21 protein-coding genes and 1 riboswitch are annotated in these 19,691 nt (G+C 48.8%); of the genes, 14 read left to right on the top strand and 7 right to left on the bottom strand.

Features of this window, described 5'->3' with window-relative positions:
• Positions 1–114: 114 nt before the first annotated feature.
• From ACFYU8_RS22515 to ACFYU8_RS22535, 5 genes are read right to left on the bottom strand one after another with little or no spacing between them, the layout of a single operon-like run.
• A complete protein-coding gene (locus tag ACFYU8_RS22515) occupies positions 115–1,449 on the bottom strand; it encodes a DUF4129 domain-containing protein (protein ID WP_390303982.1) in 1,335 nt (444 codons plus the stop codon).
• Positions 1,446–2,639 (bottom strand): DUF58 domain-containing protein, encoded by a 1,194-nt coding sequence (locus tag ACFYU8_RS22520; RefSeq protein WP_390303984.1) that lies wholly within the window; start codon positions 2,637–2,639, stop codon positions 1,446–1,448. Before ACFYU8_RS22520 ends, ACFYU8_RS22515 begins: the two co-directional genes overlap by 4 nt.
• Positions 2,640–2,643: 4 nt before the next feature.
• Positions 2,644–3,582: an AAA family ATPase gene (locus ACFYU8_RS22525; protein ID WP_390303986.1), complete on the bottom strand. Its 939-nt coding sequence runs from the start codon at positions 3,580–3,582 to the stop codon at positions 2,644–2,646.
• Positions 3,583–3,630: 48 nt separating this feature from the next.
• A complete protein-coding gene (locus ACFYU8_RS22530; protein ID WP_390303988.1) occupies positions 3,631–4,857 on the bottom strand; it encodes an MFS transporter in 1,227 nt (408 codons plus the stop codon).
• Positions 4,854–5,903: an ArsR/SmtB family transcription factor gene (locus tag ACFYU8_RS22535; protein WP_390303990.1), complete on the bottom strand. Its 1,050-nt coding sequence runs from the start codon at positions 5,901–5,903 to the stop codon at positions 4,854–4,856. The genes ACFYU8_RS22530 and ACFYU8_RS22535 overlap by 4 nt, the downstream gene beginning before the upstream one ends.
• Before the next feature lie 276 nt (positions 5,904–6,179).
• Here ACFYU8_RS22535 and ACFYU8_RS22540 point away from each other — a divergent pair, with 276 nt between their 5' ends.
• The 11 genes from ACFYU8_RS22540 (at position 6,180) to ACFYU8_RS22590 (ending at position 15,520) form a co-directional block, all read left to right on the top strand.
• Complete coding sequence (locus tag ACFYU8_RS22540; protein WP_390303992.1) at positions 6,180–7,733, top strand: sensor histidine kinase; 1,554 nt, start codon at positions 6,180–6,182, stop codon at positions 7,731–7,733.
• A gap of 1 nt (position 7,734) precedes the next feature.
• Positions 7,735–8,349 carry a response regulator gene (locus tag ACFYU8_RS22545; protein ID WP_390304154.1) on the top strand — a complete coding sequence of 205 codons (615 nt, stop codon included), beginning with the start codon at positions 7,735–7,737 and terminating at the stop codon, positions 8,347–8,349.
• Between the two features lie 48 nt (positions 8,350–8,397).
• Complete coding sequence (locus tag ACFYU8_RS22550) at positions 8,398–9,552, top strand: HD-GYP domain-containing protein (RefSeq protein ID WP_390303994.1); 1,155 nt, start codon at positions 8,398–8,400, stop codon at positions 9,550–9,552.
• Between the two features lie 96 nt (positions 9,553–9,648).
• Positions 9,649–9,846, top strand: a complete 198-nt coding sequence (locus ACFYU8_RS22555; protein WP_390303996.1) for a hypothetical protein — start codon at positions 9,649–9,651, stop codon at positions 9,844–9,846.
• 168 nt (positions 9,847–10,014) lie between these two features.
• Positions 10,015–10,548: a signal peptidase I gene (locus ACFYU8_RS22560; protein WP_390303998.1), complete on the top strand. Its 534-nt coding sequence runs from the start codon at positions 10,015–10,017 to the stop codon at positions 10,546–10,548.
• Between the two features lie 24 nt (positions 10,549–10,572).
• The gene (locus ACFYU8_RS22565; RefSeq protein ID WP_390304000.1) at positions 10,573–11,913 is read left to right on the top strand and encodes a TasA family protein; all 1,341 of its coding nucleotides are present in this window, start codon (positions 10,573–10,575) and stop codon (positions 11,911–11,913) included.
• Positions 11,906–12,544 (top strand): hypothetical protein, encoded by a 639-nt coding sequence (locus tag ACFYU8_RS22570; protein WP_390304002.1) that lies wholly within the window; start codon positions 11,906–11,908, stop codon positions 12,542–12,544. The genes ACFYU8_RS22565 and ACFYU8_RS22570 overlap by 8 nt, the downstream gene beginning before the upstream one ends.
• Positions 12,545–12,556: 12 nt before the next feature.
• Positions 12,557–13,333 carry a hypothetical protein gene (locus tag ACFYU8_RS22575; RefSeq protein WP_390304004.1) on the top strand — a complete coding sequence of 259 codons (777 nt, stop codon included), beginning with the start codon at positions 12,557–12,559 and terminating at the stop codon, positions 13,331–13,333.
• Between the two features lie 180 nt (positions 13,334–13,513).
• Positions 13,514–14,038, top strand: a complete 525-nt coding sequence (locus ACFYU8_RS22580) for a signal peptidase I (RefSeq protein ID WP_390304006.1) — start codon at positions 13,514–13,516, stop codon at positions 14,036–14,038.
• Positions 14,039–14,288: 250 nt separating this feature from the next.
• Positions 14,289–14,861: a TasA family protein gene (locus ACFYU8_RS22585; protein ID WP_390304008.1), complete on the top strand. Its 573-nt coding sequence runs from the start codon at positions 14,289–14,291 to the stop codon at positions 14,859–14,861.
• 71 nt (positions 14,862–14,932) lie between these two features.
• On the top strand, positions 14,933–15,520 hold the full coding sequence (locus ACFYU8_RS22590) for a TasA family protein (RefSeq protein WP_390304010.1): 588 nt from the start codon (positions 14,933–14,935) through the stop codon (positions 15,518–15,520).
• 73 nt (positions 15,521–15,593) lie between these two features.
• Here the strand turns inward: ACFYU8_RS22590 and ACFYU8_RS22595 are convergent, their stop codons facing one another.
• Positions 15,594–16,898, bottom strand: a complete 1,305-nt coding sequence (locus ACFYU8_RS22595) for a homocysteine synthase (protein ID WP_390304012.1) — start codon at positions 16,896–16,898, stop codon at positions 15,594–15,596.
• A gap of 90 nt (positions 16,899–16,988) precedes the next feature.
• A riboswitch (SAM riboswitch) is annotated at positions 16,989–17,095 on the bottom strand.
• A 312-nt stretch (positions 17,096–17,407) separates the two neighbouring features.
• Between ACFYU8_RS22595 and ACFYU8_RS22600 the strand changes: the two genes are divergently transcribed.
• Both ACFYU8_RS22600 and ACFYU8_RS22605 read left to right on the top strand, forming a co-directional pair.
• The gene (locus tag ACFYU8_RS22600) at positions 17,408–17,719 is read left to right on the top strand and encodes a rhodanese-like domain-containing protein (RefSeq protein ID WP_390304014.1); all 312 of its coding nucleotides are present in this window, start codon (positions 17,408–17,410) and stop codon (positions 17,717–17,719) included.
• Between the two features lie 81 nt (positions 17,720–17,800).
• Entirely contained in the window at positions 17,801–18,427 is a 627-nt protein-coding gene (locus ACFYU8_RS22605) for an SCO family protein (protein ID WP_390304015.1), read from the top strand.
• Here ACFYU8_RS22605 and ACFYU8_RS22610 read toward each other — a convergent pair.
• Positions 18,424–18,762, bottom strand: a complete 339-nt coding sequence (locus ACFYU8_RS22610) for a YqzG/YhdC family protein (protein ID WP_390304017.1) — start codon at positions 18,760–18,762, stop codon at positions 18,424–18,426. The genes ACFYU8_RS22605 and ACFYU8_RS22610 overlap by 4 nt on opposite strands.
• A 104-nt stretch (positions 18,763–18,866) precedes the next feature.
• Here ACFYU8_RS22610 and ACFYU8_RS22615 point away from each other — a divergent pair, with 104 nt between their 5' ends.
• Positions 18,867–19,637 (top strand): hypothetical protein, encoded by a 771-nt coding sequence (locus ACFYU8_RS22615; RefSeq protein WP_390304018.1) that lies wholly within the window; start codon positions 18,867–18,869, stop codon positions 19,635–19,637.
• The last annotated feature ends 54 nt before the right edge of the window (positions 19,638–19,691 follow it).

The raw sequence follows: 19,691 nt of genomic DNA on the forward strand, positions 1-19,691 counted from the left end.
AATTCAATTTGGAAGTGGGCAAAATTGAAGAAATTATGCCGGAGGGGCAGCTCGATGTCAAGAGAAAAAGAAAACAACCACGGCTAAAAGGTAGCACGTGGTTGTGGAACGGTTCTAAGTCTCAGAAAAACGAGAGCCGAGTGCCTGCACGGCATGCTGCATCGCTGTCAAATCCGCTTCGGGAAGCGACTGCTCCTGATAGCGATACTGCTGATAGTAGTGTGTAATGCGCCCAACTGCATCGATTTGACTTGCATCTAGCAAAGACTGCTCGCGTAGGCGATGGAGAAATTCTTGGGGTGTCTCATGTAGCTCGATTGGCATTCCTTGCTGCTCCATGAGGACGAGAAATTGATAGTAGGCGTATCGGGTGGGATCATCCTCTGGGCCAATGGGCTGCTTGAACCATTTAGCAGTATCGTCCCCGTCCCCTGTACTTTCTTCGCTGGCAGAGGGGGGAATAGTGGTCAACACCGTATTTTGTGCAGCCATCGCTTTTGGATCCGGAGTAGTTGTTGCTTTGAAGCGCTTTTTCCATATGTACCGGCCGAGCAGGATCACACAGACGAGGATGAAGGCAACGATTAAGTATGGCTGCAAAACAGAAAAGAGCGGTTCTTCGAGCTGCATTTGTACCATGGGATTATCAGCTTTTTGCCCTGTACTTTCCATGAGTAACTGCATGCCTGCTTGTTTTTGGTTCGCTCTCTCGTACAAACGCTCGAATAATTCCACAATAGCAATAAGTACAGGCTCAAAGAGTATGTACAGTCCAGCGGTGAGTGGTCCTTTTATCCAAGTCCATATCCAATAAAAGAGACCAAGTACGATAGACCCGACAGCCAAATAACCCGCGATCAAAAGAATACGAGTGCCGAGTACTTGACTGCCGAGAATCAAACTGACGCGAGCAGGCAGACTCGTAGAAAGTGATCCTTCCCGCAACACGAACGCCCCGATCGCCACCAAAAAATAGCTGAGAGTGATGAGGACAAGCATGGAAAAAGAGGCTGCGAGCGAATAGGACCCCGGGTCGACGATTGAGGTGTAAAGTCCTGCTATTACGAGCTGTATCAGGCCCGCCATTAGCGCGAGAACAAATCTGCGTTGCAGACTGTCATGTCGATAACCTTCCTGGGCAGCGCTTTGTACTCTCCAAAAATAAACAGCAGCTAGTATCAGAGCGATGAGCCAGGAATCGTAAAAGTAGAAGCTGCCTATTCCTATGACAAACACAATGGGATACAGCAACAGATGGAGCAGAAAACGTCCTCCACCGCCATAATACAACCAGCTCCCAACCATGAGCAGAATTGCAGCCACCAAGCAAAACGAGAGTAGTTGACCAAAGCCTGCCGTCATATACCCAAACAATATCAGGAAAACACCTGTAAGCAGTGCCTCCATCCAAAAGGCGAGCGTCCACCGGCCCATCAACGAGAGTGTCATCGCAACATCATCACGCTCCTTTTTTTCAAGCGAGCATGCTCAAAACGATGGATGGTGACAGGATCAGATGAGACATCTAGCACAGCAACCTGATGACCGCATTGAACAAGACGCTCCGCCGAGGCTTGTACAGATTGGTCCATTCGTGGTGTCACAATGAGAATGGTTTCCTTACCGGGTGCCCCTTCTAGACGGCGGAGAACAGGTGCCAGAGACGTCGTCACAAAATGGTGCATTTGCGCCAGCTGAGTCATAACGTGTAGGTGGTGTGCCTTGCCACTTCCCGTAGGCAAATGAAAATGCTCACGTCCTCGTTGCTTTACGGTGAGGTACAACTCGTATCCGACCGATTTTCTCCTACACAGGCCAGACAAAGCCGCAAGACATGAGATCGTCCGTTCATTGGTGGTATCGTTATACTTTTGCATCATCGGTTCATAGGAGGGCAGGATATGCCCGACGATTCGCCAGTTCGGATGGGCTGTAAACTCGAAAAGGCGCGTCTCCAGTGAGCCTGTTTTGGCGGTGGCTTTCCAATGGATGTGCTTGAAGCGGTCGCCTGGCATGTACGACCGAACACCACGCTGAAACGTGACATCGTCCTGTTGACGCTGACGAGAAAGCCGATTCCCGTCCGGTTCCGTTTCAGAGAGCACGACAGGAGAAAGAGCAAGAGGCAGCGGATAGACCAGCAAGGAAAAGGAAATCGACAATGTCATCGCAGTAGGCTCCTCGCCCAATAACGGCAATGTCTCGGATTGAACATCAGTCATCCAGACTGTGCCTCGCTTGTTCGGGATGAGAATCAATGTGCGTGTAGCACTTTGCCGCATCGGCAGATCAAACCGAAGGCGAACGCTGGTCCGGTGATTGAGGGTTCGCACCTCGTCTGCCCCTTCCACTACGACATGCTCCGGCAGTGTGAAGCGAAGCCAGGTAGCAGGCAATGGGAGCCACGAACGATTGTGCAAGCGAACGGTAACATGCACGGGTGTCCCGGACAGAACGCGCGTATGATCGCTGGACCATTCGAGTGACACCCATTTGGACATGGACTTGACCCACCAGTCTTGTGCAGCAGGGAGAAAAAAGAAAAAGCCCCCAAACAGAAAGAAAAACCAGTGGCCGGAAAAAAGGGCGAAGAGTAACAAGACAAAGCCGATTACGTGAAAGGTTTGCTTGGTGATCATAGCGCTACACGCTTTCTTCGACGGGAGCGGGGACGCTAGTCAGGATTTGCTCCACGACTTCCTGCTCTGTCACATGCAGCTCTGCTTCCATGGAGAGGCGAATGCGGTGAGCGGTTAGACTCGGGAACACCACTTTCACATCATCGGGCAAAACATATGTACGACCAGAAACGAACGCGTAAGCCTGGGCGGATCGCAACAGGGCAAGCATCGCGCGTGGACTAATGCCCACCTCAACCGAGCGATGCTGGCGAGTCGCTTCTGTCAGATCGATGACATAGTCTTCCACCACTTGGCTGACATGAACGGTCGTGACCTCGCGTTGCAGAGCCGCAATTTGCTCGACAGTGATGACCGGCTCGACGGCCTCTAATGGGGAACCGCTGCGGAATCTCCGCAAAATTTCTTTGGCATCCTCTCTCGTACCATAGCCAAGAGACAATTTGAAAAGGAAGCGATCCAATTGAGCTTCCGGCAACGGATAGGTGCCTTCTGATTCAATCGGATTTTGGGTAGCAATGACCAGCATAGTGGAAGGAAGCGGCAAGGTGACGCCTTCAATCGTAACCTGGCGTTCCTCCATGCACTCCAGCAAGCCGGATTGCGTCCGGGGAGTGGCCCGGTTTATTTCATCTGCGAGCAAGACATCCGCAAAAACAGGTCCCTTGCGCAGTTCGAATTCACTTGTTTTTTGATTGAATACGTGTAGACCGACGACATCAGATGGCAGTAGATCCGCTGTAAATTGCAGGCGGTTGTAAGAGCCGCCAATCGCTTGCGCCAATGTCTTGGCAAGCACGGTTTTTCCCATTCCGGGCAAGTCCTCCAGTAAAACGTGACCACGGGCGAGCAAGGCCGTTACCAAAAGGCGAATCTGGCCTTCTTTTCCCACGATGACGCTGCTGACGGCATGCTGAAGGTTATCCAATGTCGGATGAGTCATGAAAATTCTCCTTTTCCCGTTCAAATTTTAGGAGTCATACGGTTCTCATTATATATGGAATATCCTGTTATTTACAAATTTTCGAAATAATATTCCCGTCAGCGCAGCGAGCACGATGAGGGCACCTACGGAGATGTAAAGAGGGCGAATCCCGACCTGATCGCTCAGCTGTCCGCCGAGCCAAATACCGACGGGCATCGTCGCACGCACGATGAGCAGGCGGACAGACAGTACACGCCCCATTAGCTCGGAAGGAACGTGAAGCTGATACAGGCTTGTGCTGTGTACCTGGAAAAAGGGAGCAAACAGACCAGCCAGTAGTTCGATGGTAATCGCGAGCCACATGTCATGGGTAAAGCCTATCGCAACAAAGCTTACGCCACCTAATACCAGTGATCCCAACATGATCAGGGGCTGTCCGAAGCTATTTCCGAAGCGTGGCACGAGCATGGAGCCGAAGAAATATCCCAATGGATAGCCAGCCAAAAACAAGCCCACATGAAGCGAGGTTCCTTGTAGCTCGCCGACTACAAAAGGCAGGTTTAGTACGAGCGTGACCCCGACAGCAAATTGGACGAGAGCGGAGTACAGGCCAAGCCAGAGTAGAAGGGGCTTCTGCCAAAAAATTGCGAGGCCAGCCTTAAACATGACGAACCACGATTGCTTCTTGTTGGCGGTATCCATAGGGGTGATTGGACATAGAACCAGAAAGAAACCGCTGAACGCATAGCTGATCGCGACCAATGCGAGTACCGATTCACCGCCGATACCAGCCACGAGAATCCCGCCTAAAGGAGGACCTGTTATCAAGGCAATTCGCAGGACACTATCCAAATAGGCGTTGGCTTGGAGGAGCTGCTCTCTTTTGACAAGAGCAGGGAGGAGCGACTGACTGGCTGGGACATACAGCGGTTGAACGAGACCGTTGATCAAGGCAGTGAAATACAGCGGCCAGAGGGATTCGGTCCCGGAAGAAATAACCACAAAGGACAAACAAAACGCAGCAGCCCTCATCCATTGAGAAAAAATCATGACACGCTTCTTGTCAAATCGGTCGATGTACGGTCCGGCTACCAACTGAATGGCGAGCGACGGCAAGAAATACAGCAGCCACATTTGTCCGACGGCAACTTGTGAGCCTGTTGCCTGATAGATTAACCAGCTATTGGCGAGTGTACCGAGTGAGGCGCCGAGTTCTGAAATGAGCTGACCGAAAAGAATCCAACGATAAGAACGCTGCTGCCAGACAGAGGCTTGTACGACGGTTTGGTTCATGGGTTGCTCCTGTCCAGGAATTCATCCCACAACAGGGGGAGCTTGTCTAGCGTATGACGGCGGAGTCTGTAACGGGAGCCTGCTGTTTCAACGAGATGGGCAGAACGCAACATGGATAGGTGATGGTGCACGGTCGATTTTGCCATGGAGAGTTGATCTGTTATCTCTTGTAGGCTCAGATCCTTTTCCGCCAGCATTTTGACCATGCGCAGCCTGTGCTCATCTCCGAGTGCTTTTAAGGCTTGCACCAGTGAAGGGGGTGGCTGATAAGGATCTACAGCATCGTGCAAATTTTCGTCAGCAACAGGGTAATAAAATATTTTCGTCCCGACAGCATCGGCTTGTACGGTCCACGGGCGATAGATCGCTTGTGGGATCAGCAGTACGCGTGTCACGGCAGGCTCTGGGAGGTAGCTCGATCCCGTCGCATACTCCACCAAGGCTTCCGGGCTGAGTTTTCCTAGCTTGGCTTGCTTTTGCGACCAATCCCGTTCTAGCATGCGAGCGATCGCGTCCTCTTGCGGCTTGATGTGAGTGGTATACCAGCCTTCCATCAGTCTGAGAATATGACTCCGCAGCTCTTCTACATCAACAGAAGTAATATGTCCGATGTACGATTCGAAAAAGAGGTGCGCACGGCACGCTTCCTGCAAAGCGGCACAATCATCCTTGCTTCCTCGTGCAGCATTCCGCCGTGCTTCCTGCATATTTTCACCCAAATAAGGGAGGGCCTCGTATCGGAGCTGTTCTGTTGAGAGCTCTCTGATATACGAGAGAAATGAATCCAGATCAGCGAAAGGGCAAAGATCGAGCAGTTGCAAAAGCGTCTTCCACGTATTGTGCTCCTTCGCATAGTTGACCTCTTGCCGTACAGAAGGCGCTAGCTCGTTCAACAGCTGACGCCAATAGGTAGGAGGGTGTTCCATCGTGTGGTGCAATTGATCGTAGGTAGCGGCAGCGATTCCCAAGGCAGCTTCGAATAAAGGGGAATACAAGATCTCCACCCGATACGTTTTCCGTTCACTTCCGATGTTCAAAACTTTCACGTCTATGCACTCTCCCAAAATTTTCTTGAATGATAGTATTATAAAAATACCGAATGTAAAATTCAACTATTTTCGAACGGAATATCAGATAAGGACGCGCAAGACTATCTTCCTACCGATGGTTTCGGCGTGTTACAAAGTGATAGGTCTATATGTCTAAAAAGTTATTTTGCTATTCGACATTTTTCATATATTGTATTATTTCGCTCACTTACGGTACGATAGAAATGTATTTTTTCAGATTTGTTAGGACAATAGGATTGGAGCCTAACTTGAATGAATCGACTATTATATGAGTTCCGCCTTGTCATGTACCTCTTCCAATGGGTCTTGCTACTGGCTTTTTTCTTTTTTTACATGAATGCGCCGAATTGGGATTACCGTGTGTTTACCGTGTTTCTCATGGTTACTTCCGTTTATGCGGTCATTCTCGCCTATGCCATTCCGAAGAGGCTATGGTTTTTGCTCGGACTCATCGACATGGCTATTGCCATTTTTTTTATCGTCCAGACAGGTAAATGGGACAGTCCTTTTATGCTCTTCGCCTACACGACACTGCTTTGGCTCATGCTTATTCTGCGGTTAGAGCAGCTTCTTCTCATTGTCGGATTGTTCGTTATTGTCATCTCCCTTCTCCCGGAATTCATTGACTTCACCATGATCCTCTCTCAAACCAGACTCAACCAACTTCGTTTGCTGCTAGACATCACCATTTGGGTCAGTGTTTTATTTTGGGCCCGGGCTGTTTTACGCCTGATGAGGTATCTCTACGCCAAGTCCTATCAAGTCTATCTATTCCTCGTAAAAGTCGCATCTGTACCTGCCAGCTATCTATGTTCCGTGACGGAGCACATGATACGCAAGGTGTTCCATGCACAGCAAGCGTACCTATGCTTGTATCAAGAGCATGATGCTGAGGGGAATTGGAAGCGCGAATTTTTTCTCTATACCTTGCTCGATGCCGGAGCAGACAAGTGGAGACGCTTTTCTGTACAGACACTTAATGACTATACGGGCAAAGAGGATACGTATGCTTGTATTCCACTTCAACTGGATGGAGAAGCGTGGGGCTGCTTGATTTATTCGATTAATCCGAAGCGAGGTTTTTACCGGATAGATCGGATCTTGTTGCTTTTTATATCTGCTGTCATTTGTCAGCATGGGAAGCAAAATCGGGCCCGCTATGAACTGGCGCAATCTCTGCATAACGACATGCGGCGAAAGCTAGCGCAGGACATGCATGACGGTCTTGCCCAGCAGTTGTTTTTTCTATCTGCCCAGCTGTTCCAGCTAAAGCGTGCCGTCCCGGAGGAAATCAGGGATACGCTAGCAGAACGATTGGGGCAGATGGAAGAGCGGATTAAGTGGTGTCATCAAGAAGTCAGACATACCATTACCCATTTGCGTCAATTCCGGGAGTCGGAGCAAATTGCAGAAGCGATCGAGCAATTACTCACACGAATGACGGCTGGTACAGATCTGCAAATTCGCTTTTCCGCCAAAGGACATGTGATCGAGGAGGAGCTAATGGTTCTCGATGCGATCTACCGGATGGTGGAAGAAGCTACGGCAAATGCGATCAAGCATGCTCGTGCCCAGAATTTGTCGGTCAGTGTGGAGGCTTCCTCGGTGCAAGTAAAAGTACGTGTGAAAGACGACGGGATCGGATTTTTACCGGAAGAGAAAGAAGGAGCGAATACGTACGGAGTCATCGGGATGAAGGAGCGAATCAATGAAGTAGGAGGAACCCTACACATTCGCTCCAAGCCCCAAGAAGGAACCGAGATCACGGCGATCATACCGAGAAGAGGAGTGGAGATGTTTGGATAAAGTGAGATTGTTATTGGTGGATGATCATCGAATTGTACGTGAGGGTCTCAAGATGATTTTGGACAGCTCTCCCCGGTATACGGTAATCGATGAGGCGAGCGATGGCGATGAGCTGGTCACAAAGGCGCTCGCGCTTAAGCCTGATTTGATCGTTTCCGATCTGAAAATGCCTGGGGCGTCCGTTATTGACAGCTGCAAAATGCTAAAGGAGCAACTCCCCGATATCAAGCTGCTGATTCTGACGGCATATGACGAGAGTGAGGACGTTTTCCGCGCATTGGAATCGAATATAGACGGCTATATCATGAAAGATACGGTGCCTGAACAAATCTTGCATACCATGGACATGGTCATGATGGGCTACTCTTGCTTTCAGTCCAAGCTCCAGCGAAAAAAGAAGGACGAAAACGCGATCGCGTTCACAGAGCGGGAGCAGGAAATCTTCCAATTGATCGTAGAGAATCTGAGCAATCAAGAAATCGCCGGGCAGCTCTACATTTCGGAAGCGACAGTGAAGACGCATGTCAGCAGTATTTTACGAAAAACGGGACAGCCGAATCGCTCCCAAGCCGTGTTGTATGCGTTGAAAAAGGGACTTGTCAAAGTTCCACGTTAACAGATGACTTACCCGCATTCCTAGAAAACAGTGAAGAGGGGGTTGTCTATGAAACTCCGAATGAAGAACCGGAACTACTCCACAACTTTGGCGAATGGGATGTTTTACTGGATCTCGATCCTCGTCAGCCTGACTTCTTTCATGGCATTCTTGTTACATGTATTAGGCATGATGGCATCGGAGTGGAACATACAAGTTGGTCTAGCGGCCTGCGCTGCGGTCAGTTGGACCGTATATGTGCTACACAAACGTTACGTGATTGCGGATCTTTACTCGAATCATATTTCCGCCTTTTTGGGAATGTCCTTGTTGCTATTCTTATGCTTGTACAATCCGCATCAGTTCACGGGTATATGGTTTGTTTTTTTGCTCTATCCGATTTTCCTTAGCTTCTTTCTTGATCGATTGCTTCTGGTCGTTTGGGGAGCGATCAGCTACTTCATTTTTACGTTTTCTCTTGGTTATGAAAACGAAGAGACCATCACCTTGAACATTTTCTTTTCGCTCATCCTGGCAGGAGGAAGTGCGCTATGTGCCTGGGCGGGACACCTTACCATGAAAAAGGTGGCGGGGGAGTCCAAGCTATCGGCAGAGGCGTACAATCGGGAGGCGGCCATTACGCTGTTGAATACGCTCGTGCCGATCGTGGAGAGGAAGACACAGACGAGCAGCAAAGAAATTGAACAAATGAGCCGTTTGATGAAACGGATGCTGCTCGAATTCCCGCAAGAACAAGTACAAGACTGGGAAATCAAGCTCCTTTCCCTTCTGCATTACGTCAGTCGGATTAAGTTTCCCGACTATGTATTCGAGACAGGGGAGAAGCTGACGACGTTTGAATTCGAGATCATTCAGGAGCATTGCATGTTCGGGATTGAGATGTTTCGGGATGACCCGGCCTTTACCCGCGTAGTGCTTGCCTTGCAGGATCATCATGAGAAATACGACGGGTCAGGATATCCGAACAAGCTAAAAGGCGACGAAATCCGCTTGCTGGCGCAAATACTGGGAATTGTGGAATGCTTCCTGGCTATGACAGCGCCGCGAGCCTATCGGGAAACGGTGAGCCTGGAAGAGGCGTTTGAAGAGATTTGCGGGATGGCGGGTACGGCCTACGACGAAAAAGTAGTACGTGCGTTTACCCGTGCTGTACAGATTCATTCCCCTACCCGGGTATCAAATGTACCGCCGATGGTCGGGTAATATATCAGACTGACGGCTACCTCACAACCCATCTGATTTCCGATAGGCATGTGCCTCTCCTCTTGGGAAAATAGGAGAGAGGGGAGGAACGTGACCATGTTGCAGAAAGAATGTCTGGTCTGTAAAAAAATCTCGTACAGTAGTGGCGACTCGTATTCATGGTTTTGCCCGTATTGCGGAACAGATCTTACGAGGCAAAAGGCGATCCCTGCCCAGCACGATGCTGATTTTATTCCTTCACGAGGCACGTATCACTTCCTCTTGCGTGATGGAAAACTAGATACCAGCTGTTAGCGCAAACTGCCCACGCGGCAGTTTTTTTGTTTTCCCTCCTCCTTCAGTATGAGATCCGGTCATGCTGAACGCTAAAAATGTTCCACCTTTTGAGTGTGCACAGTCCTTCCGGTGGTGGAAGATGAAGTCTACACAATCCACGTACAATGAGACAAAGAGGTGAGCGGTGTGGGAAGAATCTGGGTGAAGCGTACAGGCATCGTGTTACTGGCCTTTTTTATGATCATCAATCTCTTTTTATTCACGAGCAGCCGCCTGAACGCTGATGGGATTCCGGGAATCGGCAAGTGGAAGGTACTCTCTGTTTTGACAGGGAGTATGGAGCCAGCGATTAACACCGGGGACATGGTTATCGTGGAGCGCTATGAGAGTACCGTCCCGCAGACGGGCGATATTGTTACGTATTGGAAGGACGAACAATCTCGTTCTTTAATTACCCACCGTGTGATACAGCGGCTGGAAAACGGTTATCTCCAAACGAAAGGGGATGCCAACCAAGAGGCAGATGGCGGCTGGACGGATCCGAACAGACTGATTGGCAAGGTCATCTTCACGATTCCGTTTGCTGCTACGTTGCAACAGGTTATCAAACAGCCTTTGGTCATGCTACTGATTCTCGCAGGTTTTGTCATATACCTCGTTTCCTCCAAAAGACGAGCGACGAACCAGCCGAGTAACAGCCAAGAACCGATTCAAACCTGAACGAACGTAGAGGGGGAGACAAGCATGAAAAGCATGAAGTGGGAACAAGTGAAAAATTGGCCGTGGAAACGAATTTTGGTGGGGACAGCATTCATTAGCTCCATTGCTGCCAGCACCAGTTTTGGTACATATGCTTACTTTACGAGTCAGGAACAGAGCAATGCGACTTTTGCTGCTGGCAAACTGCGAATCAACCTGGGAGAGAGTATGGCGAAGTTTCAAGCGGCGGATGACCAACCGTTTTTACCAGGTGTCCGACTGGAAAAGACATTGCGTGTCGAGAATGAAAGCGATGTGCCAGTGAAGTACGCCCTGTTGGCAGAAAAAGCAGCGGGTGATGATGTTGTCTATAATCAGCTCGTGGCGGAGATTCGTAGGGGCAGTGATGGTGAATTGCTGTACCATGGGCGAATCAGCACGCTGACACAAGCGAATGTCGTCATTCCTGAGCTGGAAAAGGGCGGACGGGATGAATTGAATTATACGGTGTATCTCCCAGAGAGCACTGGAAATGAAGTTCAGGAAAAATCAGCAGAAGTCAATTTCGGATTCCTCGCAACCCAGCAAGAAAATGGAGATTACTTCGCGCAAGGCGGGCCCGTCATGACATTTACGCCTGCTGATTTGAGCGGCTCGGCACTACTTTCGACGATGCAACTAGCCAAACGAGTTGAAAAGGAAGAAAGTGCGAAGGATGCAGACAGTGTGGGACAAAAACGAATGACCTTTATTTTGGCGGAAGGTTCTTATGATTTGAGCGGCTTGGATTTGCCGAAAAATAGTACGTGGAAAGCGGCCCCAGGGCAAGAAGGGAAAGTCGTCATCAACGCAAACGAGCTGGAAGTAAGCCATGCGTCTTTTGAAGGAATCCGCTTTGATGGCAGCGGGACAGGCATCCTGGTCGGTTCCAATGTCAGCTTCCGCAATTGTACATTTGACGGCGGATTGGATGTAGCGATCCGGACCCAATCAGGTGGCAAGAAGCCTGAAGCTCAAACAGAGGCCGACTCCAATACAGAAGCAGGCAACTACTTGGAAGGCTTGACGGTAAAAGACAGCGTCTTTGAGGGACCAGCGCAGGCAATTGTCCTCGATCAGGCAATCCGGGCGGTACTTTTGGCTAACAACACCTTCAATGGCGGGGATCATGCAGTGGTGATCGAAAACACAGAAGCAACACAAGTCCAAATCGTGAATAACGATTTTACGAAAGTGAACAAGCACGCGGTTGAAAGTAACGGAGTCCGGGTAGGTGATGGCATTGACGGATTTAAGGAGATCGCGCAAAAAGGCAACACAACACCGAAGCTGGCTCTCCATCTGCAGAAAGCGGACCTGTACCTCGAAAACAACAAGTATGAGTAGGACGAAAACGCGGGCGAACAGGAGAGCTCTGCGTGATCAGGTGATCGGCTGTGTTTTTTTGATGGGAGTGACCTTTTCGTTGTGGGGACCGCCTGCTACGACCTATAGCTGGATGTGGGAAGAAGCCAAGGACGGTGGGCATGAGTTTGCCGTCGGATTGCTCGATATCTCGGATAGTCGCTTTGCCGATGAGTGGCAGGTAGTGAGTGGTGGTAATCAGGTAGTTGATTTGTCCCGGATGATTCCTGGTGACACTCGGAAAATAAAGGCGACCCTTTCCAATGGAGCCAGTGATCTTGATTTCATTTACAAGATCATTGCGAAAGTAAAGGATGCCGGAGTGCCAGGCTCTGCTCAAAAGCTGGAAGAGGTATTGCGGATCAAGATCGAACAAGACAAGGATGTCATTTATGAAGGCTTGGTGCGCGACTTGCACCAGGGAGCGCCCGGCATGATTCGTTCCGACAGCACAGAAGAAGTCATGCATGCGGATGAAGCGGATAAGGCCTTCTTCCTTACGATTTACCTGCCAGAAGAAGGTGTCGACCACAGTTTTCAGTCTTTGAGCGCGCAACTGGAGCTACGGTTTTTAGCGAAGCAGGCGACGGCTGATTCGATTTTTGCGGAATAAGGGGATGAGATCTTGAAAAAACTGGCGATTGGGCTGGTGACAGTCACTTTTGTGCTGAACATCGCTCACCTCGATACAACCTTCTCATTTTTGACCAGCGAAAAAAAGCAGCAGTCGCCGATCACGACTGGAACCAATGAAGATGTTTTTGTGACCGACACGGAGCAGATCGTTCTGAAAACAGAGGTCATCAAGCAAATGAAGGTTACCAGGAAGAAAAATGCGGATGGCACTAGTTCAGAGTCTTCGCAGAGCAGATTGATTGTTCATGAAGGCGTCCAACGGATTTCGTTTATACCCAAGCGGGAACATCTGACATTGAGTGCGGAAAATATAACTGTAACAGGTTTTTCAGAAGGAGAAGTTACAGTAGAAGTGGTCGAGGCAATGGATGGTGAAAAAGGAATTGTGTTTCGCATTGGTCATAACCGCCATATGGTCGGACGAGAATCGAAAACGGAAAAAGGGGAGCTGCAAATAACGGCCCTCGGTGGTTTCTACACGCACAAAATCCCGTTGACGCTGCGAACATCATATAAGAGTAAATCGGATGTGAGCGAAGTGACCGAGCCGGGTCAACCGAGTCAGCCGGGAACTCCTGATACGCCTGCTCCTGGAGGAGGCTCAACGGAACCGCCTCCTCCACCGCCAACAGATAACGGCACTCCTACAGCTCCACCGACGGAGTCAAGCGGTCTGGCACCGCCAACTCCAGAGGAACCGGGGGATGACGCACCTCCACCGGATCAACCGGGTGGCGATTCTCAGCCTGTGGATTTGGCTAGGTGACGGTACCCGCCAAAATACCCCATACTTGCCCAGCCATTTTAAGTCGCTGGGTCTTTTTAGTAGGAGGCGTCAACTCATACTTCAGGATGAGTTGGTTCCAACCTGATGATGGAAGTTCATAGGACGGAAATTCCGTACAATAAGATCAATGAACGGAAACGGAAAGTGAGGAATGGATGCGTGGTCATTCTCAAAAAATGCTTGTCCTATGCAACGACTCTTTTTCTTGTACTTATCATTGCTCTCTCTGGTTTTTTGTTTGCGAGCAAAATGAACGGTGGAAAGACGACCTTGTTCGGCAGCGAGATCATGGTCGTACTGAGTGGATCGATGGCACCTACATTTGATACGGGAAGCATCGTCGCAGTGAAGCCAGTCAACTTTGGAGAGATCAAACAGGGCGACATCGTCACGTTTAAAAATGAAGACGACTTAACGATTACTCACCGAGTCGTCGAGGTCACCGGTCAAGGGTTGATTACGAGAGGCGATGCTAACAACGGGAATGACACCATGCCAGTCACTCAAGATCGATTGATTGGGCAAGTAGAGTATTATGTGCCGCTTCTCGGCTATTTGATAGAATTCATCCGTTCCAAAGTAGGGATGCTCGTATTTTTAGGGGTTCCGGGAATCTATTTAATTGTGAGTCAAGTCATGAAGCTATTTAAGATGATAAAAGAAGCAGGAGCGCAGACGAGCTGATTTTAGTCTCAACGACCGCCATGGTTTTTGCCTTGGCGGTTTTTTTCTGTCTGGATGTTTCTCTCTCATACTCAAGTATGAGGGCAGGTAGCGGAGCAGTTGTAGTGTGAGTTCATCCGTCTCCTCCTCCTTTTTTCACCCTGATGCAGGAAGTTGGAACGGGGAGAAATCAGTAAGATTGGAAGTGTAAGGCACACCACATACGGGGTGCCACATACGAAAAGCAATTATTTTATAGGAGGAATTATAGATGAACCTGAAAAAACAATTCGCACTAACATTGGCTTCGGTAGGTTTGGGTGCAGCACTGATCGGCGGAGGAACGTTTGCGTACTTCAGCGATCAGGAGAAAGTAGAAAACACATTTGCAGCAGGTACTCTGGATCTCGCAGTGAATCCGGAAGTAGTATTTGACCTTAAGAACATGAAGCCAGGTGACAAAGCAAAGAGATCTTACAAGCTCACGAACAACGGAACTCTCGCAATCCAAAACGTGTTCTTGACCAGTGATTACACCATTACAGATGCAAAAGGAAACAACTCGGAAGATCTGGGCAAACATTTGCGTGTGAATTTTATCTATAACGTAGATAACAAAGACGTTATTGTTTATTCGGACACATTGGCTGAAATGAAAGCAAAACAAGGCATAGGTCGTCCAGACCTGTTAGCTGGCCACACACTGAATGCAAAAGATATCAATGATATCCGCGTGGAAATCGAGTTTGTAGAAAACAACAAAGACCAAAACCAGTTCCAAGGCGATGGGGTTAAATTGAAATGGACCCTTGATGCTACACAAACCAAAGGAAAAGAACTCTAATCCAGATGAGATAACGATTCAAAACGAAGGTGGGATTTCCCACCTTCGTTTTACAAATGAGGAGATGACCTATGAAAAAGTGGAAAAGTCAGTTCATGATAGCCCTCGCAGCAGTGGGCGTAGGTAGCGCCTTAGTAGGAGGAGCGACTTTTGCTTACTTTAGTGACCAAGAGGTGGTCAACAATACATTTGCTGCTGGAACCCTCGATTTATCCGTGAACAAGCAAGTGGTGTACGATGTGAAAAACATCAAGCCGGGAGATTACATGGTTCGCTACTTTACCATAAAGAACTCCGGTACATTGGATATCGAAAAAGTGCTGATGCATTCCAAATACACCGTGAGTGATGCAAAGGGTGACAACGGTACAGAAGACTTCGGCGACCATTTGTACGTGGAGTTTTTAACCAGCGATGGACAAGTGATTTTGTTGAACGAATCCTTGGGCGAGCTGCAACGGAAAACAAGCAACGGTCAGTCACCTGACATCTCGACCCTGTACACGAGCTTGAAAAAGCTCCCAGTGGGTGACGAAGATACGATTGCAATGAAAGTCATCTTTAAAGAGAATGGTCAGGATCAAAATAAATTCCAAGGGGACACCCTCAGTCTGACTTGGAATCTGGAAGCGTTCCAAGGCAAGGGAACCGAACTATAACGATAATAGAAAGAAAGAAGCACGTAACTCTGTAAGAGAGCTACGTGCTTCTATTTTTATCATAGATGCTCCATTAACCGACCGTGGATAATTGCGATGCACGCTGCAGTGCTTGCTCCAGATCAGAGATGATATCGTCGATCGATTCTGTGCCAACTGAGAGGCGAATAAGTCCTGGGGTCACTCCGGCTGCTACCTGTTCTTCTTCCGTCATCTGCTGATGTGTTGTGCTAGCTGGATGAATGATGAGTGACTTGGAGTCTCCGACATTTGCGAGATGGGAGAACAGCTTCACTGACTCGATCAATGTTTTTCCTGCCTCAATGCCCCCGCGAATTCCAAAGGTCAGGATTGCGCCAGCACCTTTTGGCAAATATTTTTGTGCCGATTCATACTGGGAGTCTGCCTCCAGTCCCGGATAATTCACCCACTCTACGGCAGAGTGATTGGCGAGGAACTGGGCTACTGCCAAGGCGTTCTGGCTATGCCGCTCGATGCGCAGATGCAAGGTTTCCAAGCCTTGGAGGAACAAGAAGGAGTTGATCGGGGCGACAGCCGCTCCGATATCGCGCTGGAGCTGGACGCGCGCCTTGATAATATAGGCAAGCGGACCGACTGCTTCTGTATAGACGACGCCATGGTAGCTTGGGTCTGGTGTAGTCAGGCCTGGGAATTTTCCGTTGTTCCAGTCGAATTTTCCAGAGTCTACGATGATACCGCCAATTGCCGTTCCGTGACCGCCGATGAATTTGGTAGTGGAGTGCACGACAATATCGGCTCCGTGCTCAAAAGGACGGCACAAAATCGGAGTCGCGAAGGTGTTGTCCACGATTAAAGGCACGCCATTTTCGTGGGCAATAGTGGCGATCGCCTCGATATCCGCGACATCAATACGTGGATTGCCGATCGTCTCGCAAAACACGGCTTTTGTCTTTTCGTTGATATAGGCGCGGAAATTTTCCGGATTGGATTGATCAGCAAAATGAACCTTGATACCGAGGCGGGGAAGAGTGTGGGCGAACAGGTTGTAGGTACCGCCGTAGAGGCTGCTGGAAGCGACAATCTCGTCTCCTGCATGCGCAATATTTAAGATGGCGAACGTAATGGCAGCTTGCCCGGATGCGGTCGCTAATGCGCCAACGCCACCTTCGAGCAGGGCAACACGCTTTTCAAACACATCCTGCGTCGGATTCATGATGCGTGTATAGATGTTCCCAAACTCTTTTAAGCCAAACAGATTCGCTGCATGCTCCGTATCACGGAAAACGTAGGAGGTCGTCTGATAGATCGGAACAGCACGTGAGCCTGTTACAGGGTCAACCTCCTGCCCACCGTGTACGGCAAGTGTTTCTGGCTTCCATTGTTGTTGATCGGACATGTTCATCTCTCCTTTTTCTATGGGAAATCGGAAAATAAAAAACGGAGCGTTCTCCTGAGAAGAAGAAGGCTCCGATCATGCACGGGCTTGTGTTCATCTCTCAGAATCACTGGATTCTGCAGGAATTAGCACCATGCAGCTAGTCTGCTGGTTGCCGGGTTTCGTAGGGCCTGTCCCTCCACCGCTCTCGATGAGAAAAGTTGTTGTCGTAATTGTATGAAAATATCCCCTTGCTGTCAATGTGCAATAGATAGTTATCAGGGAGGTTTTTATGTATATGTGTATAAAAGCTATTCACTCATGCCATTAATTTGTAACGGTTTTGTCTCAAGCTGTTCACATCCCGTGGGGCTACTGCCGCAGCGAAATAGGCGATAATGGTAGAAAATAGGGAGCAAGGTCTCATGGATGAAGCCAGATGCTCTTCGCGTTAGAAAAGTAAAAAAACGTGTGATATCATGGAGGTGGTTACAACTGATCTGATCGTACATATAGGAGGATAAATAGCGATGAGCCATGGAGTAAAGGAAATGACACCACAAGAGCTGTTGGAAAAGCTGGAAGCCAAAGAGGAACTGCAAGTCATTGATGTACGTGAAGTCGATGAGTGGAATGCAGGTCACATTAAAGAGGCACAGCTGATCCCACTCGGCTTTTTGCCGCACCGTATCGATGAGCTGGATAAGGACATTCCGATTGTGATGGTTTGCCGTAGTGGTGCCAGAAGCCATAATGCTACAGCATATTTGAGTGCGCAAGGGTATGACGTGGCGAATATGGTTGGCGGTATGCTCGCATGGCAAGGTGAAGTGGAACGGTAGGAAGTTATAGAAACAGTGTGAATGCCTCCAGCGTGTAATCAGGAGGCATCTCGCATGGGACAAGCAGGGAGGATACAACCCGTGAGTGAAGGAACACAATTGCAGCAGGAATCTGCAATGAAGAAACATTGGTTTCCTGTGTTAGCTGGTATTATCATTTTGGCTATCGTCGGAGTATTTGGTTATAAATACATGACACAAGAGAAGATCGAGGTGTTGAAGCCCATCGCGGACTTCACCTTAGACAATAGTGACGGAACACCCTATACGTTTAATGCAAGTGCTGGCAAGGTACGACTGGTGGAGTTTATGTTTACCAAGTGCCCGGATATTTGTCCGGCGACCACGTACAACATGGCCAAGCTGCAAGATCAATTGAAGGAAAAGGGATTGTTCGGAGACAAAGTAGAGTTTATTTCCATTTCCTTTGACCCTGATAACGATACGCCGGAAGTCTTGCAGGAGTACGCAGCCAAATTCAAGGCAGATCAGAGTGGCTGGAAGTTCCTGCGCGGGGACGCTCAGGCTGTAGAGAAAGTGACGAAGGATTTTGGTCTGATGGTCATTAAGCAGCCAGATGGTTCTTATGCCCATACGGCTCGCATGTTCCTGGTGGATGGAGATGGAAACATGCGCCGCGCGTACGGGATGGCAGCTGACATGGACATGGAAGTCATGATGAAAGAGATGGAGCAGCTCGCTGACTAGCGGGTATCTTCATAGGAGATGTTTACGACTTCTTCTGTCTGATTTACGAATTCAATATGAACGAGTAACGCCCACCTGCGATTGCCTTCTTGAAGCAAGAGCTTAAACGTCTCTTCCGACGTGGTGGGCGTTTTTTGTTTTCGTCCGACGTGCAGGTAGTCCACAATTTGAGCGCTTGGATACCGTTTCATCGTTTCTTGCATCGCGAGCCTGCCCCATTTTGCATAGGAAGGCTGAGCATAAGTGGGGAGCGTCTGAAACAGGAGCAGTAAAAATACAGTGGAGAAAAGGGGTATCATGTTTCGAAAGCGAAATAGGCGACGAGTGGCTTGCACCTGCTTATCCCTCTCCTTTTCGAAATGGTTTGCCATGTATTTTGAAAACTTTTCGGAATATCATTCGTAGAAAATAATGACAATGAAGTGTCGGGAGGTATTCGATGCATTACTTGCTCATTCCCTTATTTGGTGTTCCCGTTCTGTTGGGCGTTCTGGCGGTGATTTTTCAAAGGCCTCCGTTCTGGAAAAAATGGGGACTCACGATTGCTTCAGCTGTATTGATTTACGGAGGCTGCTTCGCTGCGAATGTACATTGGCAAATGAAGTATGGCATCCCGGTGTTACCCACGGAGGCTGACTTGGAGGTATTTTTATACTTTTGTATCCTGTTGGTGTTTGTTTGTATCCTCATGTATATTGGCTTTTTGATCACGATGAGAAAACAGTTTTGGAAGATGAATCTCGTTTTTCTATGCACAGCCGTTGGTTTGTTTAGCTTTTTTGCTGCTGCTTTTTTAGGCATGGGGCCCTTTTTGAAGAAAGCAGAGTACGTCACAGTCGTGCAAAAAGCAAAAGACCGGTGGAAATCGGCGAAGATGGACAATGAGAAGCCCATTGATCTCGCCATCGTATACAGCAGACAAGACTGTACCAAAAATTGTGCCGGGTATCCGTATACAAGTCTGATTCTGGTACGGAATCAATCGGATAAACCGTTGGAGATCGATTTGAAGCTACGATTGCAAAACAAAAGCGGCTCCGTATTAAAAGAAATCGAGGCAGTACCACTAAAGCTCTCTTCAGGAGAAATTACGGAGGTATGGACAGGCGATTCCTATGCGAAGCACGACTTTTGGGCGAGAGCAAGTGTCGTTACCGATGAACGAGTTACCGATTTGGAGTATCAGTATGCGATTATTGACCGAAGATGAATGTGTGGAATAGTCAAGACTAGGTGAAACGAACGTCATACGTTGTGATATAAT

It is taken from the genome of Brevibacillus sp. NPDC003359, from assembly GCF_042878995.1.
Lineage (GTDB): Bacteria > Bacillota > Bacilli > Brevibacillales > Brevibacillaceae > Brevibacillus.

What these genes read in the sequence shown, in the direction of transcription:
- ACFYU8_RS22515 (WP_390303982.1), bottom strand. Translation starts at nt 1,449, where the DNA reads ATGACACTCTCGTTGATGGGCCGGTGGACGCTCGCCTTTTGGATGGAG.
- ACFYU8_RS22520 (WP_390303984.1), bottom strand. Translation starts at nt 2,639, where the DNA reads ATGATCACCAAGCAAACCTTTCACGTAATCGGCTTTGTCTTGTTACTC.
- ACFYU8_RS22525 (WP_390303986.1), bottom strand. Translation starts at nt 3,582, where the DNA reads ATGACTCATCCGACATTGGATAACCTTCAGCATGCCGTCAGCAGCGTC.
- ACFYU8_RS22530 (WP_390303988.1), bottom strand. Translation starts at nt 4,857, where the DNA reads ATGAACCAAACCGTCGTACAAGCCTCTGTCTGGCAGCAGCGTTCTTAT.
- ACFYU8_RS22540 (WP_390303992.1), top strand. Translation starts at nt 6,180, where the DNA reads ATGAATCGACTATTATATGAGTTCCGCCTTGTCATGTACCTCTTCCAA.
- ACFYU8_RS22550 (WP_390303994.1), top strand. Translation starts at nt 8,398, where the DNA reads ATGAAACTCCGAATGAAGAACCGGAACTACTCCACAACTTTGGCGAAT.
- ACFYU8_RS22555 (WP_390303996.1), top strand. Translation starts at nt 9,649, where the DNA reads ATGTTGCAGAAAGAATGTCTGGTCTGTAAAAAAATCTCGTACAGTAGT.
- ACFYU8_RS22565 (WP_390304000.1), top strand. Translation starts at nt 10,573, where the DNA reads ATGAAAAGCATGAAGTGGGAACAAGTGAAAAATTGGCCGTGGAAACGA.
- ACFYU8_RS22570 (WP_390304002.1), top strand. Translation starts at nt 11,906, where the DNA reads ATGAGTAGGACGAAAACGCGGGCGAACAGGAGAGCTCTGCGTGATCAG.
- ACFYU8_RS22585 (WP_390304008.1), top strand. Translation starts at nt 14,289, where the DNA reads ATGAACCTGAAAAAACAATTCGCACTAACATTGGCTTCGGTAGGTTTG.
- ACFYU8_RS22590 (WP_390304010.1), top strand. Translation starts at nt 14,933, where the DNA reads ATGAAAAAGTGGAAAAGTCAGTTCATGATAGCCCTCGCAGCAGTGGGC.
- ACFYU8_RS22595 (WP_390304012.1), bottom strand. Translation starts at nt 16,898, where the DNA reads ATGTCCGATCAACAACAATGGAAGCCAGAAACACTTGCCGTACACGGT.
- ACFYU8_RS22600 (WP_390304014.1), top strand. Translation starts at nt 17,408, where the DNA reads ATGAGCCATGGAGTAAAGGAAATGACACCACAAGAGCTGTTGGAAAAG.
- ACFYU8_RS22615 (WP_390304018.1), top strand. Translation starts at nt 18,867, where the DNA reads ATGCATTACTTGCTCATTCCCTTATTTGGTGTTCCCGTTCTGTTGGGC.